Source organism: Pseudomonas oryzihabitans NBRC 102199, assembly GCF_000730625.1.
GTDB lineage: Bacteria > Pseudomonadota > Gammaproteobacteria > Pseudomonadales > Pseudomonadaceae > Chryseomonas > Chryseomonas oryzihabitans.
Genome location: NZ_BBIT01000002.1, coordinates 656,871 through 670,641, shown reverse-complemented (window position 1 = coordinate 670,641; position 13,771 = coordinate 656,871). Strand labels below are relative to the sequence as shown.

Below are 13,771 nucleotides of genomic sequence, written 5' to 3'. Positions count from 1 at the left end.
CCTCAGGTAACAAAAACGCGGCCCTTTTCCTGGGCGTCCCTACTAGGGTGTAGGGACTTCCATCGACGAGGACCGCGTGCCCATGAAAGGCCTTACCCTAGCCGCCGGCAGTCTCCTGCTCGGTCTCGCCACCCTGAATGCCAGTGCCGCGCCCCAGGCGCTGAGTGAAGCTCAGTGGCCCTTCACCGCCACCCCACGGGCCACCCTTGACGCACCCTGGGCCATCGCCTTCCTGCCGGACGGCACCGCCCTGGTCACCGAGAAAGGCGGCGTTCTCAAGCACCTGAACGTGCAGACCGGCAAGGCCCAGGATATCAGCGGAGTACCCAAGGTGGTCGCCGCCGGCCAGGGCGGGCTGGGCGATGTCATCCTGCATCCGCAATACGCCAGCAACGGCCTGATCTACCTCAGCTATGCCGAGGCCGGCGAAGACGGCACCCAGGGCGCGGCGGTCGCCCGGGCCAAGCTGACCCTGAAGGAGGACGGCAGTGGTTCGCTGGGCGAGCTCAAGGTGATCTGGCGGCAGACACCCAAGGTCACCGGCAACGGTCACTATGGCCATCGCCTGAGATTCGGCCCGGACGGCAAGCTGTGGATCACCTCGGGGGAGCGGCAGAAATTCACCCCGGCCCAGGACATGAGCGGCAACCTAGGCAAGCTCATCCGCCTCAACGACGATGGCAGCACGCCGGCCGACAACCCCTTCGCCCAGCAGGGCGGCGTCGCGGCCCAGGTCTGGTCGCTGGGCCATCGCAATCCACTGGGTATCGCCTTCGACGCCCAGGGCCGGCTGTGGGAACAGGAAATGGGCCCCCAGGGTGGCGACGAACTGAATCTGATCCAGCGCGGCGGCAACTACGGCTATCCCGAGGTCTCCAATGGCGACCACTATGGCGGCAAGCCGATTCCGGATCATGACACCCGCCCGGAATTCATCCCGCCCAAGATCACCTGGACGCCGGTGATTTCGCCGGCTGGCCTGATGATCTACGCAGGCGACCGCTTCCCCGCCTGGAAGGGCAATGCCTTCATCGGCGGGCTGTCGTCCAAGGCGCTGGTGCGGATCGAACTCAAGGGCGAAGAGGCGCGCGAGGTCGAGCGCTATGCCATGGGCACGCGCATCCGCGACGTCGAGGAAGGCCCCAACGGCAGCCTCTGGGTGCTGGAAGACGGTGCCAAGGCGCGACTGCTCGAATTGCAGCCGAAGTAGCGGCAGGAGTCACCCAGGGACGGGTGACAGCCGGCTCAGCGCAGCTGGGAAGGCGAGCGGCGAACGATCTTGATCGAGTGCTTGATCTCGGGCTTGCGGGTCACGCTGATCGGCCGCTTGGTGACGGTGTCCAGGGTGATGTTCCAGAAGCCGGTGCTCGGTACCGTGATGCGCGCCGGAAAGGTGTCGAAGGCGCCACCGTGATAGGTGTGGCGGCCGCCATTCTTGAAGCTGCGGAAATTGGCATCGTTCATCAGGCGGATGTTGCACACCCCCGAACTCTGGATGACGACCAGGTCGCCCTCGTTGAGATGCTCGCGCTGGTGGATGAACTTCATGACGGGTCCTCGTCTTGCAAAGGACTAGGATAGCATCCCTGCCCTGTCCTATTATCGCCGCCCGCCCTCGACCTGCCCTTTTCCCATGCGTATCTCCGATGTCGTCCAGTTGCTCGCCGATGCCGGCGCCAAGCCCAAGCACAGCGCCCGCATCCTGCGCGCCTGGTGTCAGGGGCTGCCCCTGGACACCGGCACCCGGCGCCAGCAGGCGGAAAATTTCCTGCCCCTGGAGGTGCGCCACGCCATTCCGGCGCTGACCGCGCGACTGGAAGGCCTGGCCCGGGTGACCTCGGAGCACCCGGGCGCCGACGGTTCGGCGCGGATGCTGGTGACCCTCGGCGATGGCCAGGCGGTGGAAAGCGTGCTGTTGCCCCGTGATGGACTCTGCGTGTCGTCCCAGGTCGGCTGCGCGGTGGGCTGCGTGTTCTGCATGACCGGCAAGAGCGGCCTCCTGCGTCAGGTGGGCAGCGCCGAGATCGTCGCCCAGGTGGCCCTGGCGCGACGCCTCAGGCCGGTCAAGAAGGTGGTCTTCATGGGCATGGGCGAGCCGGCGCACAACCTGGACAACGTGCTGGAAGCCATCGACCTGCTGGGCACGGCCGGTGGCATCGGCCATCGCAACCTGGTGTTTTCCACCGTCGGCGATCCGCGGGTATTCGAGCGACTGCCGCAGCAGGCGGTCAGGCCGGCCCTGGCGCTGTCGCTGCACAGCACCCATGCCGAGCGAAGGGCCCGCTTGCTGCCCAAGGCGCCCCGGTACGAACCCGGCGAGCTGATCGAGCAGGGGGAAGCCTACGCCCGACTGATCGGCTATCCGATTCAGTACCAGTGGACCCTGCTCGCCGGCATCAACGACAGCCAGGATGAGATGGACGAACTGCTGCGGCTGATGAAGGGCAAGTACGGCGTGCTCAATCTGATTCCCTACAACAGCCTGGAAGTGGACGAGTACCAGCGGCCCACTGGCGAGCGCATCGTGCAGATCGTTCGCTACCTGCACAGCCGCGGTCTGCTGACCAAGGTGCGCAATTCCGCGGGCCAGGATGTCGATGGCGGTTGCGGCCAGTTGCGGGCCCGGGCCGAGGTGCTGCGCCCGGTGCGCGTCAGCGTCTGACCGATCGTCCTGCGACTGGCCCCGCCCATCAGATCTGGCGGAACGCCAGGCCGGGCGGCCTCTCAGAGTGCACTCGCACCATTCAGAGGGAAGCTTTTTCCATGCAGGATCGCATCAAACGCCACGACCCCTTCATCGCCGGTCTGAAGGAACGTCTGCCCGAAGAGCTGCGCGAATCCTTTACCGAGGAGCAGCTGGAAGCCCTCAAGCTGGCCTTCGGCACCCGCAGCTGGGGCAAGCACAGCGTCGATCTGCGCGGCACCGTCAAGTTCTGGCACCGCCGTTACTACTTCGTCTTCCTCGCCGGTCGCAACTACCGTCAACTCTCCCGCCTGGAGCAGGAATTGTCCCTGCTCGGCAAGGCCACCGTGCTGGCGGTGATCCTGCTGGCCTGCGGCCTGGTGGGTCTGCTGCTTCTCTATCTGCTCAAGTCGGCGCTGGGCATCGACATCTTTCCCGATTACTCCTTCGGAGTTTGGACCTGGTTCAAGGGTCTATTCGACTAGCACGGATGCTTGACCCTGGCAGGGAGGCTTGCCGCTCGGGAGACCTCCTATGCCCCACCTGAATCGCCGCCGGACCCTCGGCCTGCTGGCTGCCAGTGCCGCCCTGCCCCTGCTGGGCGGCTATCCGCTCAATGCCCTCGCAGCGGGCGACGAATACCTCGCCCTGGTCGAGAAGGAAGCCCCCGGCCTCGGCTTCTATCGCCTGGCCGATGGCAAGCGCATCGGCAGTCTGGAATTGCCCGAGCAACCCCATGAAATCGTCGCGGACCGCCAGGGTCGCTATGCCTACGTCGGCCAGTACGGGGTCAAGAGCTGGCAGGCGCCCGGCGAAGGCGGCCATCAGGTCAGCGTAATCGATCTCGCCGAGCGCCGGCTGGTGAGAGCCATCGACCTGTCGCCCTATCACCGCCTGCACGGCATGCGCCTGGATGACCAGGGCCGCCTCTATGTGCTGAGCGAGACCGACTCGCTGCTCATCCGCTTCGATCGCCCCGCCACCGCCGAATATCCCAGCCAGATCGTCCCGGTTGGTGGCACTCGCAGCCACTACTTCGTCCTGACCCGTGACGGACGCCGCGCCTACGTTGCCGACACCCTGAGCGGTCTGGTGATCCTGGTCGATGCGCACAATCCTGCCGTGCTGCCGGTGAAGAGGTACCTCGGCCAGGCGCCGGAGGGCTGCTGCCTGAGTCCGGACGAGCGCACCTTCTATGTGCTGGATCGCTTCGCCGGCATCCTCCATGCGCTGGATGCCCGCGACCTGACGCCGATCCGCCAGGTCAAGCTGCGCGGCGAAGCGGTACGGGTAGCCGCCCTGCTCGATGGCAGCCTGCTGGTCTCCAACCTGTCGGACAAGAGCCTCTCGCTGCTGCGGCCCGATACCCTCGCTGAAGTCGCCTATCTGCCCATGGGCAGCGCCGTGCCCGGACTCAACCTCGATCCCCGCGGCGAGCGGCTCTTCGCGGCCCTGGAGGACAACCAGCTGGCGGTGGTCGATCTGCGCAACTGGCGCGAGATCCACCGCTTCTCTACCGGCAAGGCGCCGGATACCGCCGTGGTCTTTCGCGCCTGAGGCTCTGCAATACGGGGATCCGCTGCCAACCAGTCAGCGGATCCGCGAGGCACGAGAATCATCCGCATTTAACAATCCGAATCATTGTGATACAAATCACCGACCTCCGGGCGCCTCTGCGCCCCTTCGCTTCTGTCGGTGATAGCTTTCATGCTCGTTCCCTTTCTGATCATGCTCCGCGAAGGCATCGAAGCGGCGCTCATCGTTGGCATCATCGCCAGCTACCTGCAACGCACCGGTCGCGGCCACTGGATGCCAGCGGTCTGGATCGGGGTCATGCTGGCTGCCGCCCTGTCGCTGTTCGTCGGCGCCGGCCTGCAACTGGCCAGCGCCGAATTCCCGCAGCGTCAGCAGGAGCTGTTCGAAGCGGTGGTCGGCCTGGCGGCCACCGCCATCCTCACCTCCATGGTGTTCTGGATGCGCAACGCGGCGCGCTCGATCAAGACCGAACTGCACGACTCCCTGGAAAACGCCCTGTCGGCTTCGCGCAACCAGGTCTATGCCCTGATCGGCATGGTCTTCCTGGCGGTCGCTCGCGAAGGCCTGGAAACCGTGTTCTTCCTGCTGGCGATCTTCCAGCAGAGCGCCGGCCCCGGCGCGCCCCTGGGTGCCCTGCTGGGGCTGATCATCGCCATCGCCGTGGGCTATGGCCTCTATACCGGCGGCGTACGACTGAACCTGGGCAAGTTCTTCCGCTTCACCGGCCTGTTCATCCTCTTCGTCGCAGCCGGCCTGTTCACCAACTCGGTCAAAGCGCTGCATGAAGCCGGCCTCTGGAATTCGCTGCAGCAGGTGGTCTTCGACTGGAGCCACGCGCTGCCCGCCGACGGCCCGGTCGGTACGGTGCTGGCCGGGATGTTCGGCTACCAGGACACTCCGACCGTCAGCACCCTGGGCGCCTATCTGCTGTTCCTCGCAGTCACCCTGCCGCTGTTCTTCCGCACCCCGGCGCCGCCCCAGCGTCCTGCCGTGACCACCCCTGCCTCGCTGGAGCGCCCGTCTTGAATCACGCCAACCCCCATCCGCCGAAGCAGGGCTCCCTGGCGCTGCGCCTGGCCGTGGTCGGCTCGGCCACCCTGCTGATCGCAGCCGCCGCGGCCTTCTACTATGCCTCGCGCGCCGCAGGCGAGCGTCACGCCACCGTGGCCGACGGCGAAATCAAGGTCGACATCCTCGCCAATCGCTGCGAACCCAACGCCCTGCAGGTACCCGCCGGGCCGGCGCGCTTTCGTATCGTCAACCGCTCGGACCGGGCGGTGGAATGGGAGATTCTCGACGGCGTCCTGGTGGTCGAGGAGCGCGAGAACATCGCCCCCGGCCTCAGTCAGGTCATCAATGCCACCCTGGCCCCCGGCGACTACGCCATCACCTGCGGTCTGCTGAGCAATCCGCGAGGCACCCTGAAGGTACTCCCGACCGCCGCCTCGGAAGCCGCCAGCAAGGCCGGTCCGACCCTGACCCAGTTCGTCGGCCCGCTGTCGGAATACCGCGTCTACCTGAATCAGCAGAGCCGCTTGCTGCTGCAGGGTCTCGCCACCCTGCAGCAGGCGCTGACCGCGGGCGACCTGGAGCAGGCACGCGCCGCCTATGCGGCCGCCCGCCTGCCCTACCAGCGCCTGGCGGCGACCGCGCAGCGCTTCGCCGAACTGGACAATCGCCTCAATGCCCGCGCCGACTACTACGAAAAGCGCGAACAGGATCCGGCCTTTGGTGGCTTCCATCGCCTCGAACAGGGCCTCTTCGCTGGCAACAGCACCCAGGGCCTGACAGCGGTCGCCACTCGCCTCGAGCAGGACGCCGCCGCCCTGCGCGACGCCCTGCTCGGCCAGTCGCTGCCGCCGGAACAACTCAGTGGCAATGCCGCGCGCCTGCTGCACAACCTGGCCGGCACCCGGATCTCGGGTGAGGAAGAGCGCTACAGCCAGCTCGTGCTGCCCGGCTTCGCCGCCAATCTGGATGGCACGCGCAAGGTGATCGAGTTGCTGCGCCCCCTGCTCGGCAAGGGTCATCCCGAGCTGCAGCACCGCCTGGATACCCAGGCCGACGCCTTCGCTACGGCCCTGGGCGATGTCCAGCGTCCCTACTCCACCCTTTCCCCCGACGACCGCCAGCGCATCGCCGCCGCGGCCCAGGCACTGGCCGACTCCCTCGACCAGATCGCCCCGGCCCTGGGCCTGGCCGCGACCAAGACCACGCCATGAAGAAGTCCGCTCCCGATCAGCCCAACATCGAACGTCGCCGCCTGCTGGGTGGCCTCGGCGCCGCCAGCGTGGCCCTGGCCGGTGCCGGGCTCTGCCCGATGCACGCCCGGGCGGCCAGCACCGCCGAGGTGACCCGTGCCCCCGGCAGCGCCAATACCCATCAGCGCCAGGCGTTCCTTGGCCTGCACCAGAGCGGCATCGTCACCCCACGGCCGGCGGCCGGAATGATCGTGGCCTTCGATGTGCTGGCCAGCGATCGCGAGGACCTGGAACGCCTGCTGCGGACCCTCGACGAGCGCATCCGCTTTCTCATGCAGGGCGGCCCGGTGCCCGAGGTCGACCCCAAATTGCCACCGCTGGATTCCGGCATCCTCGGTCCTGTGGTGACGCCGGACAACCTGACCATCACCGTCTCGGTGGGCGAATCGCTCTTCGATGACCGCTTCGGCCTCACCGCGGTCAAGCCGCGGCAGCTGCAGCGCATGACCGGCTTTCCCAACGACGCCCTGGAAGCGGACTGCTGCCACGGCGATCTCTGCCTGCAATTCTGTGCCAACACCCCGGACACCAACATCCACGCCCTGCGCGACATCGTGAAGAATCTGCCCGACCTGCTGGCGATCCGCTGGAAGCAGGAAGGCAGCGTGCCGGTGCAGGATCCGCCACCCGGTCAGCCCGCCGAGAGCGCGCGCAACTTCCTGGGCTTTCGCGATGGCTCGGCCAACCCCGACTCCACCGACCAGCAGGCGATGGACCGGATCGTCTGGGTCCAGCCCGGCAGCGGCGAGCCGGCCTGGGCGGCCCAGGGCAGCTATCAGGCGGTGCGCATCATCCGCAATTTCGTCGAGCGCTGGGATCGCACCCCGCTGCAGGAACAGGAAGCCATCTTCGGGCGGCGCAAGGCCAGTGGCGCGCCCATGGCCGGCGGTCACGAGACCGATGTGCCGGACTATGCCAGCGATCCCAAGGGCAAGGTCACGCCGCTGGACGCCCATATCCGCCTGGCCAATCCCCGCACCGCGGAGAGCCAGCGCAACCTGATCCTGCGCCGCCCCTTCAACTACTCCAACGGTGTGCGCAAGAACGGCCAGCTCGACATGGGCCTGCTGTTCATCGCCTACCAGGCCGACCTGGAACAGGGCTTCATCGCCGTGCAGAAGCGGCTGGATGGTGAGCCCCTGGAGGAATACATCAAGCCCATCGGCGGCGGTTACTTCTTCGTCCTGCCGGGGATCACCGATGCCAAGGACTACCTCGGCCGCAGCCTGCTGGCCGCCGCATCGCTTTAATACCTCGACAGGAGAAGTCGAATGAAACGCTCGTTCCTCGCCATTGCCCTCGGTCTGGCCCTCGCCACGCCGGCCTTCGCGGCCAACTCGCCGCTGGATCTGGTCGGCCCCATCTCCGACTACAAGATCTATGTCACCGACAACCTGGCCAAGCTCACCGAGCAGACCCAGGCCTTCACCGCGGCGGTCAAGCGCGGCGACCTGGCCACCGCGCGCAAGCTCTATGCGCCGACGCGGGTCTCCTACGAGCAGGTGGAGCCCATCGCCGAGCTGTTCAGCGACCTGGACGCCGCCATCGACTCCCGCGAAGACGACCATGAGCAGGGCGTGAAATCCGAGGACTTTACCGGCTTCCACCGCCTGGAATACGCACTCTTCACCCAGAACACCACCGAGGGCCAGGGTCCCGTCGCCGACAAGCTGCTGGCCGACGTCAAGGACCTGCAGGCCCGCGTCGACGGCCTGACCTTCCCGCCGGAAAAGGTGGTGGGTGGCGCTGCGGCGCTGATGGAGGAAGTGGCGGCGACCAAGGTGTCGGGCGAGGAAGAGCGCTACAGCCACACCGATCTCTACGACTTCCAGGCCAACGTCGATGGCGCCAAGAAGATCGTCGACCTGTTCCGCCCGCAGATCGAGAAGCAGGACCAGGCCTTCGTCGCCAAGGTCGACAAGAACTTCGCCACGGTCGACAAGATCCTGGCCAAGTACAAGACCAAGGACGGCGGCTTCGAGACCTACGACAAGGTCAGCGAGCGTGACCGCAAGGCCCTGGTCGGTCCGGTCAACACCCTGGCCGAAGACCTCTCCACCCTGCGCGGCAAGCTGGGCCTCAACTGAGGCCCGCGGTGGGCGGTGTCCGGCGCCGCCCACCCACTCTCCGCTTATCGCCGGAATAGATTTATATATAAAGAAACATCGCTTTTAAGCATATAGACCTGCTGCTATCGTGCACGGCCTAGAAAAGTCGCCAGAGCGCCCCCGGGGTGCCCAAGACTTCGATCACGCGCAGCCGTGCGCGCCGCCTGACAGCAGGATGACCATGTACGTTTACGATCAGTACGATCAACGGATCGTCGAAGAACGTGTCGCCCAGTTTCGCGACCAGACCCGCCGCTTCCTGGCCGGAGAGCTGGGTGGCGAAGAATACCGCCCGCTGCGCCTGCAGAACGGCCTCTACATCCAGCGCTATGCGCCCATGCTGCGGGTCGCCGTGCCCTATGGCCTGCTGAACACCACCCAGGTGCGCAAGCTGGCGCAGATCGCCCGTGACTACGACAAGGGCTACGCCCACATCAGCACCCGGCAGAACTTCCAGTTCAACTGGCCGGAGCTGGAAGACGTCCCCGAGATCCTCGCCGAGCTGGCCACCGTGCAGATGCACGCCATCCAGACCAGCGGCAACTGCATCCGTAACACCACCACCGACCAGTTCGCCGGCGTCGCCCACGACGAGCTGATCGATCCGCGCCCCTGGTGCGAGATCATCCGCCAGTGGTCGACCTTCCACCCCGAATTCGCCTTCCTGCCGCGCAAGTTCAAGATCGCCGTCAACGGCGCCGCGCTGGATCGTGCCGCCATCGAGGTGCACGACATCGGCCTGGAAGCGGTGCGCAACGAGGCCGGCGAGCTGGGCTTCCGCGTGCTGGTCGGCGGCGGCCAGGGCCGTACCCCCCACACCGGCGAATTCATCCGCGAATTCCTGCCCTGGCAGCATCTGCTCAGCTACCTGGAAGCCACCCTGCGGGTCTACAACCGCTACGGTCGCCGCGACAACAAGTTCAAGGCGCGCATCAAGATCCTGGTCAAGGCCCTGGGCGCCGAGGCCTTCGCCGAAAAGGTCGAGGCCGAATGGGCCCACCTCAAGGACGGTCCCATCACCCTGACCGACGCCGAGGTCGCGCGGGTCTCCGCCTTCTTCGTCGATCCGGCCTATGCCGAGCTGCAGGACCAGGACGAGGCCCTCGCCCGCCTGGACGCCGAGCACCCCGGCTTCGCCCGCTGGCGCCAGCGCAACACCTTCCGCCACAAGCGTCCGGGCTATGTCGCCGTGACCCTGTCGCTCAAGCCCACCGGCGTGGCCCCCGGCGACGTCACCGATCGCCAGCTGGACGCCATGGCCGACCTGGCCGATCGCTACAGCTTCGGCGAGCTGCGCACCTCCCACCAGCAGAACGTCATCTTCGCCGACGTGCGCCAGGACCAGTTGCTGGAGCTCTGGCACGCGCTGCGCGAGCATGGCTTCGCCACCCCCAACATCGGCCTGCTGACCGACATGATCTGCTGCCCGGGCGGTGATTTCTGCTCCCTGGCCAACGCCAAGTCGATCCCCATCGCCGAATCCATCCAGCGCCGCTTCGACGACCTGGACTATCTGTTCGACATTGGCGAGCTGGACCTCAACATCTCCGGCTGCATGAACGCCTGCGGCCACCACCACGTCGGCCACATCGGCATCCTCGGCGTGGACAAGAAGGGCGAGGAGTTCTACCAGGTGTCCCTGGGCGGCGACGCCGGCCGCGACGCCACCCTGGCCAAGATCCTCGGCCCCTCCTTCGCCCAGGACCAGATGCCCGAGGTGATCGGCAAGCTGATCAACGTCTACGTCGAGCAACGCACCGAAGACGAGCGCTTCATCGACACCTACCGCCGTATCGGTATCGACCCCTTCAAGGAGCGCGTCTATGCAAAGAATCATTAAGGGCGACCAGCTGGTCACCGACAACTGGCACCTGCTGCCCAAGGACGTCGCCTTCGCAGACGTTCCCAACAGCGACGACGTGATCATCCCGGCCGCCCTGTGGCTGGAGCACGGCCATGCCCTCACCTGCCGCGACGGCAAACTGGGCATCTGGCTGGACAGCGACGAAGAGCCGGAAAGCATCGCCGGCGACCTTGAGCATTTCGATCTGATCGCCATCAACTTCCCGGCCTTCGTCGACGGTCGCGGCTACTCCTACGCCCGGCTGCTGCGCGAGCGCTTCGGCTGGACTGGCGAGTTGCGCGCCATCGGCGATGTGCTGCAGGACCAGCTGTTCTTTCTCAAGCGCTGCGGCTTCGACGCCTATGTGGTCCGCGCCGACCGCGATCCGGAAGCGGCCCTGGCCGGTCTGCGCGACTTCAGCGTGACCTACCAGAGCGCGGTCGACCAACCGGAGCCGCTATTCCGCCGTCGCCAGGCCTGATCGCTGGCTTGGACGCAAAAAGAAACCCGCCATGGCGGGTTTCTTTTTGCCTGGCCTTCGCTCAACCGAGATCGACCACCACCCGGCCCACCATCTTGCCGGCGAGGATCTGGCTGATGGTATCGGGCAGTTCCTCCAGGCCGACCTCGCGGGTCAGGCTGTCCAGGTCGTCCAGCTTCCACTGCACCGAAAGCTTGTCCCAGAGCGCGGCCTTGGCCATCAGTGGCAACTCGACGGAATCCACGCCCAGCAGATTCACTCCGCGCAGGATGAAGGGAAAGACCCCGGCTTCGAACTTGGTGCCCGCCGTCATGCCGCAGCAGGCCACGCTGCCGCCGTATTCCAGCGACTTGATGACGTTGAAGAGGATGTCGCCGCCGACGGTATCCACCGCTCCGGCCCACTGCTGATCCAGGAGCGGCTTGCCGACGCCATCGGCCAGGGTCGCGCGGTCGAGGATCTGCCGGGCGCCCAGGCGATGCAGCCACTCCGCGCGCTCCAGCTTGGCGGTGGACGCCGCCACGTGATAGCCGAGTCGCGCCAGCAGCTTGACCGCAAGGCTGCCCACGCCGCCACTGGCGCCGGTGACCAGCACGGTGCCGGCCTCCGGGGTCAGGCCCATCTGTTCCAGTTTCTCGACGCACAGCGCCGCGGTGAGACCCGCGGTGCCCAGCACCATGGCCTCGCGCAGGCCGAGATTGTCCGGGCGCCGGATCACCCAGGCGGCCGGCACCCGGATGTACTGGCCGAAGCCGCCGGGGGTGTTCATGCCGAGGTCATAGCCGGTGACGAGGACTTCGTCGCCCACGGCGAATTCGCCCGCGCTGGACTGCTCCACCACGCCCGCCGCGTCGATCCCCGGGGTATGGGGATAGCGCCGGGTCACGCCGCGGTTGCCGATGGCCGAGAGCGCGTCCTTGTAGTTGAGCGAGGAGTAGCGCACCCGGATCAGCACCTCGCCCGCGGGCAGGTCGTCCAGGGTGCGTGTCACCACTTCTTGCCGAAAAGCACCATGGGCCCCTTCGGTTACCCAGAGCGCCTGAAAATTGCTCATCGCAGAACCTCCGTTGGAGTCTTGTTATGGGGCCGCCCGTCCTATGGACCTCAGCGCCAGCGGGTCGACTCGCCCAGACGCTCCCACCAGGTGGTCACCAGACGATCGACACCGAGACTCGCCGCCATGCCCAGGCGTTCGGGCAGGGATTTCTTCTCGACGAAACGCAGCGAAAAGACCTCGACCACCTGGGCCCGTTCGGCCAGGTATTCGTCGCTGGTACGCAGTTCGTCCACCAGTTGCTTGCCCAGCGCGGCCTGGCCCAGCCAGACCTCACCGGTGGCGACCTCGTCGATGTTGAGCTGCGGCCGGTAGTGGGAGACGAAGTTCTTGAACAGGACGTGGGTGGTGTCCAGGTCGTGCTGGAATTTCTCCTTGCCCTTCTCGTCGTTCTCGCCGAATACGGTGACGGTGCGCTTGTACTCACCGGCGGTGAAGACCTCGAAGTCCACGTCGTGCTTCTTCAGCAGGCGATGGACATTGGGCAACTGGGCGACCACGCCGATGGACCCGAGGATGGCGAAGGGCGCGCAGAGGATGCGATCGCCGATGCAGGCCATCATGTAGCCGCCGCTGGCGGCCACCTTGTCGACACAGATGGTCAGGGGGATCCCGGCCTGGCGGATGCGCGCCAGCTGGGAGGCGGCCAGGCCATAGCTGTGCACCAGGCCACCGCCGCTTTCCAGCCGTACCACCACCTCGTCCTTGGGCGTCGCCAGGGTCAGGACCGCGGTGATCTCGTTGCGCAGGTGTTCGTTGGCCGTGGCCTTGATGTCGCCATGGAAGTCGAGCACATAGACCCGCGACTTGCCGGTCTCGCTCTTGCGCTTGGTCTTCTCGGCCTTGGTCTCGCGTTTGCGCAGGGCCTTGAAGGCCTCCTTGCCCAGCACGCTCTGCTGCAACCTCAGCCGCAGATCGCGATAGAAGTCGTTGAGCTTCTGTACCTGCAGCTGGCCGGCCGAGCTGCGCCGGTTGCGGCCGCGAACGGCGGCGGTGAACAGCAGCACGGCGATGATGGCGACCACCACGGTGACGGTTTTGGCCAGGAAACTGGCATAGTCGGCAAGAAACTCCACGGACTCTCCTAGGATGGCGGCAGCAGTGCCCTGCCCAGCATACCGAGTCGCCCGACCGATAGAAACTCGGCGACTCCCGGGCGGTCTTTCTGCACAGGCCGGCCGTGGGCCGTGATCCGGCCGGGCATGCGCCCGCGCCTTTCAAACAAGCGTATGAATATCCGTTGACAGGCCTCCTGTCGCCCCCTACCCTCGGTCGAGTGCCCTGCCCCTCCGCCTGGAGTGGGCCTCATCGAAAAAGACCACAAGGACCCTCGCCATGAGCGCAGCCGAAGCCATCGCCACCCTGAAGAGCAAGTTCGACCCCTCCGCCGCGGCCGGCCTGGACCTCACCTATCAATTCGACGTCGAGGGTGGTGACAACTACTACGTGGTCGTCAAGGACGGCACCTGCGACGTCCAGCAGGGCGACGCCGCCGACCCGGATTGCACCCTGATCATGGACCAGGCCACCCTGGCCGGCATCGTCAGCGGCGAGACCGACGGCATGCAGGCCTTCATGTCCGGCAAGCTGCGCGTCGAAGGCAACATGATGCTGAGCATGAAGCTGGGCGAACTCTTCCCCAACTAAGCGCCAGTCGTGAAAAAGCCGGGCCATCGCCCGGCTTTTTTGTGCCCGCCGTCAGGGCCGCTGGGGCGTGACGTTGCCCTCCCGTGCAGTAGCGTGGAAAACGGCGCAGCCTGTTCCACTGGGGACTTCGCGGCAAAGAGCCCCCTCACCCCAGCCCT

14 protein-coding genes are annotated in these 13,771 nt (G+C 66.3%); 11 read left to right on the top strand and 3 right to left on the bottom strand.

All coding sequences use genetic code 11. The features are described from left to right. Window positions 1–82: 82 nt before the first annotated feature. The gene (locus POR01S_RS04525; RefSeq protein WP_042134042.1) at window positions 83–1,210 is read left to right on the top strand and encodes a PQQ-dependent sugar dehydrogenase; all 1,128 of its coding nucleotides are present in this window, start codon (window positions 83–85) and stop codon (window positions 1,208–1,210) included. Between the two features lie 35 nt (window positions 1,211–1,245). Here POR01S_RS04525 and POR01S_RS04520 read toward each other — a convergent pair whose 3' ends face one another. Then, window positions 1,246–1,548 carry a DUF1883 domain-containing protein gene (locus POR01S_RS04520; RefSeq protein WP_042134041.1) on the bottom strand — a complete coding sequence of 101 codons (303 nt, stop codon included), beginning with the start codon at window positions 1,546–1,548 and terminating at the stop codon, window positions 1,246–1,248. 85 nt (window positions 1,549–1,633) lie between these two features. On the opposite strand from POR01S_RS04520, the gene POR01S_RS04515 reads away from it, so the two are divergent. The 9 genes from POR01S_RS04515 to POR01S_RS04475 all read left to right on the top strand — a co-directional run bounded on the left by POR01S_RS04515 (window position 1,634) and on the right by POR01S_RS04475 (window position 10,912). Next, the gene (locus POR01S_RS04515) at window positions 1,634–2,662 is read left to right on the top strand and encodes an RNA methyltransferase (RefSeq protein WP_042134038.1); all 1,029 of its coding nucleotides are present in this window, start codon (window positions 1,634–1,636) and stop codon (window positions 2,660–2,662) included. A 101-nt stretch (window positions 2,663–2,763) separates the two neighbouring features. Continuing rightward, complete coding sequence (locus POR01S_RS04510; protein WP_007158404.1) at window positions 2,764–3,168, top strand: hypothetical protein; 405 nt, start codon at window positions 2,764–2,766, stop codon at window positions 3,166–3,168. Window positions 3,169–3,217: 49 nt separating this feature from the next. Further along, window positions 3,218–4,240: a YncE family protein gene (locus POR01S_RS04505; protein WP_042134036.1), complete on the top strand. Its 1,023-nt coding sequence runs from the start codon at window positions 3,218–3,220 to the stop codon at window positions 4,238–4,240. A gap of 150 nt (window positions 4,241–4,390) precedes the next feature. Continuing rightward, entirely contained in the window at window positions 4,391–5,245 is an 855-nt protein-coding gene (gene efeU, locus POR01S_RS04500) for an iron uptake transporter permease EfeU (protein ID WP_042134034.1), read from the top strand. Further along, window positions 5,242–6,441, top strand: coding sequence for an iron uptake system protein EfeO (efeO, locus tag POR01S_RS04495; protein ID WP_027599443.1), 1,200 nt, complete (start codon window positions 5,242–5,244; stop codon window positions 6,439–6,441). Before efeU ends, efeO (POR01S_RS04495) begins: the two co-directional genes overlap by 4 nt. Beyond that, a complete protein-coding gene (gene efeB, locus POR01S_RS04490) occupies window positions 6,438–7,730 on the top strand; it encodes an iron uptake transporter deferrochelatase/peroxidase subunit (protein WP_027599444.1) in 1,293 nt (430 codons plus the stop codon). Before efeO (POR01S_RS04495) ends, efeB begins: the two co-directional genes overlap by 4 nt. A 21-nt stretch (window positions 7,731–7,751) precedes the next feature. Further along, complete coding sequence (gene efeO, locus POR01S_RS04485) at window positions 7,752–8,567, top strand: iron uptake system protein EfeO (protein WP_027599445.1); 816 nt, start codon at window positions 7,752–7,754, stop codon at window positions 8,565–8,567. Window positions 8,568–8,769: 202 nt separating this feature from the next. Further along, window positions 8,770–10,428 (top strand): nitrite/sulfite reductase, encoded by a 1,659-nt coding sequence (locus tag POR01S_RS04480; protein WP_042134031.1) that lies wholly within the window; start codon window positions 8,770–8,772, stop codon window positions 10,426–10,428. Then, window positions 10,412–10,912: a DUF934 domain-containing protein gene (locus POR01S_RS04475; protein WP_027599447.1), complete on the top strand. Its 501-nt coding sequence runs from the start codon at window positions 10,412–10,414 to the stop codon at window positions 10,910–10,912. Before POR01S_RS04480 ends, POR01S_RS04475 begins: the two co-directional genes overlap by 17 nt. Before the next feature lie 61 nt (window positions 10,913–10,973). On the opposite strand, the gene POR01S_RS04470 is transcribed toward POR01S_RS04475, so the two are convergent. Next, a complete protein-coding gene (locus POR01S_RS04470) occupies window positions 10,974–11,966 on the bottom strand; it encodes a YhdH/YhfP family quinone oxidoreductase (RefSeq protein ID WP_007158412.1) in 993 nt (330 codons plus the stop codon). Between the two features lie 50 nt (window positions 11,967–12,016). Then, complete coding sequence (gene sohB / locus POR01S_RS04465; RefSeq protein WP_027599449.1) at window positions 12,017–13,042, bottom strand: protease SohB; 1,026 nt, start codon at window positions 13,040–13,042, stop codon at window positions 12,017–12,019. A gap of 259 nt (window positions 13,043–13,301) precedes the next feature. On the opposite strand from sohB, the gene POR01S_RS04460 reads away from it, so the two are divergent. Further along, complete coding sequence (locus POR01S_RS04460) at window positions 13,302–13,613, top strand: SCP2 sterol-binding domain-containing protein (RefSeq protein WP_007158414.1); 312 nt, start codon at window positions 13,302–13,304, stop codon at window positions 13,611–13,613. Window positions 13,614–13,771: the final 158 nt, after the last annotated feature.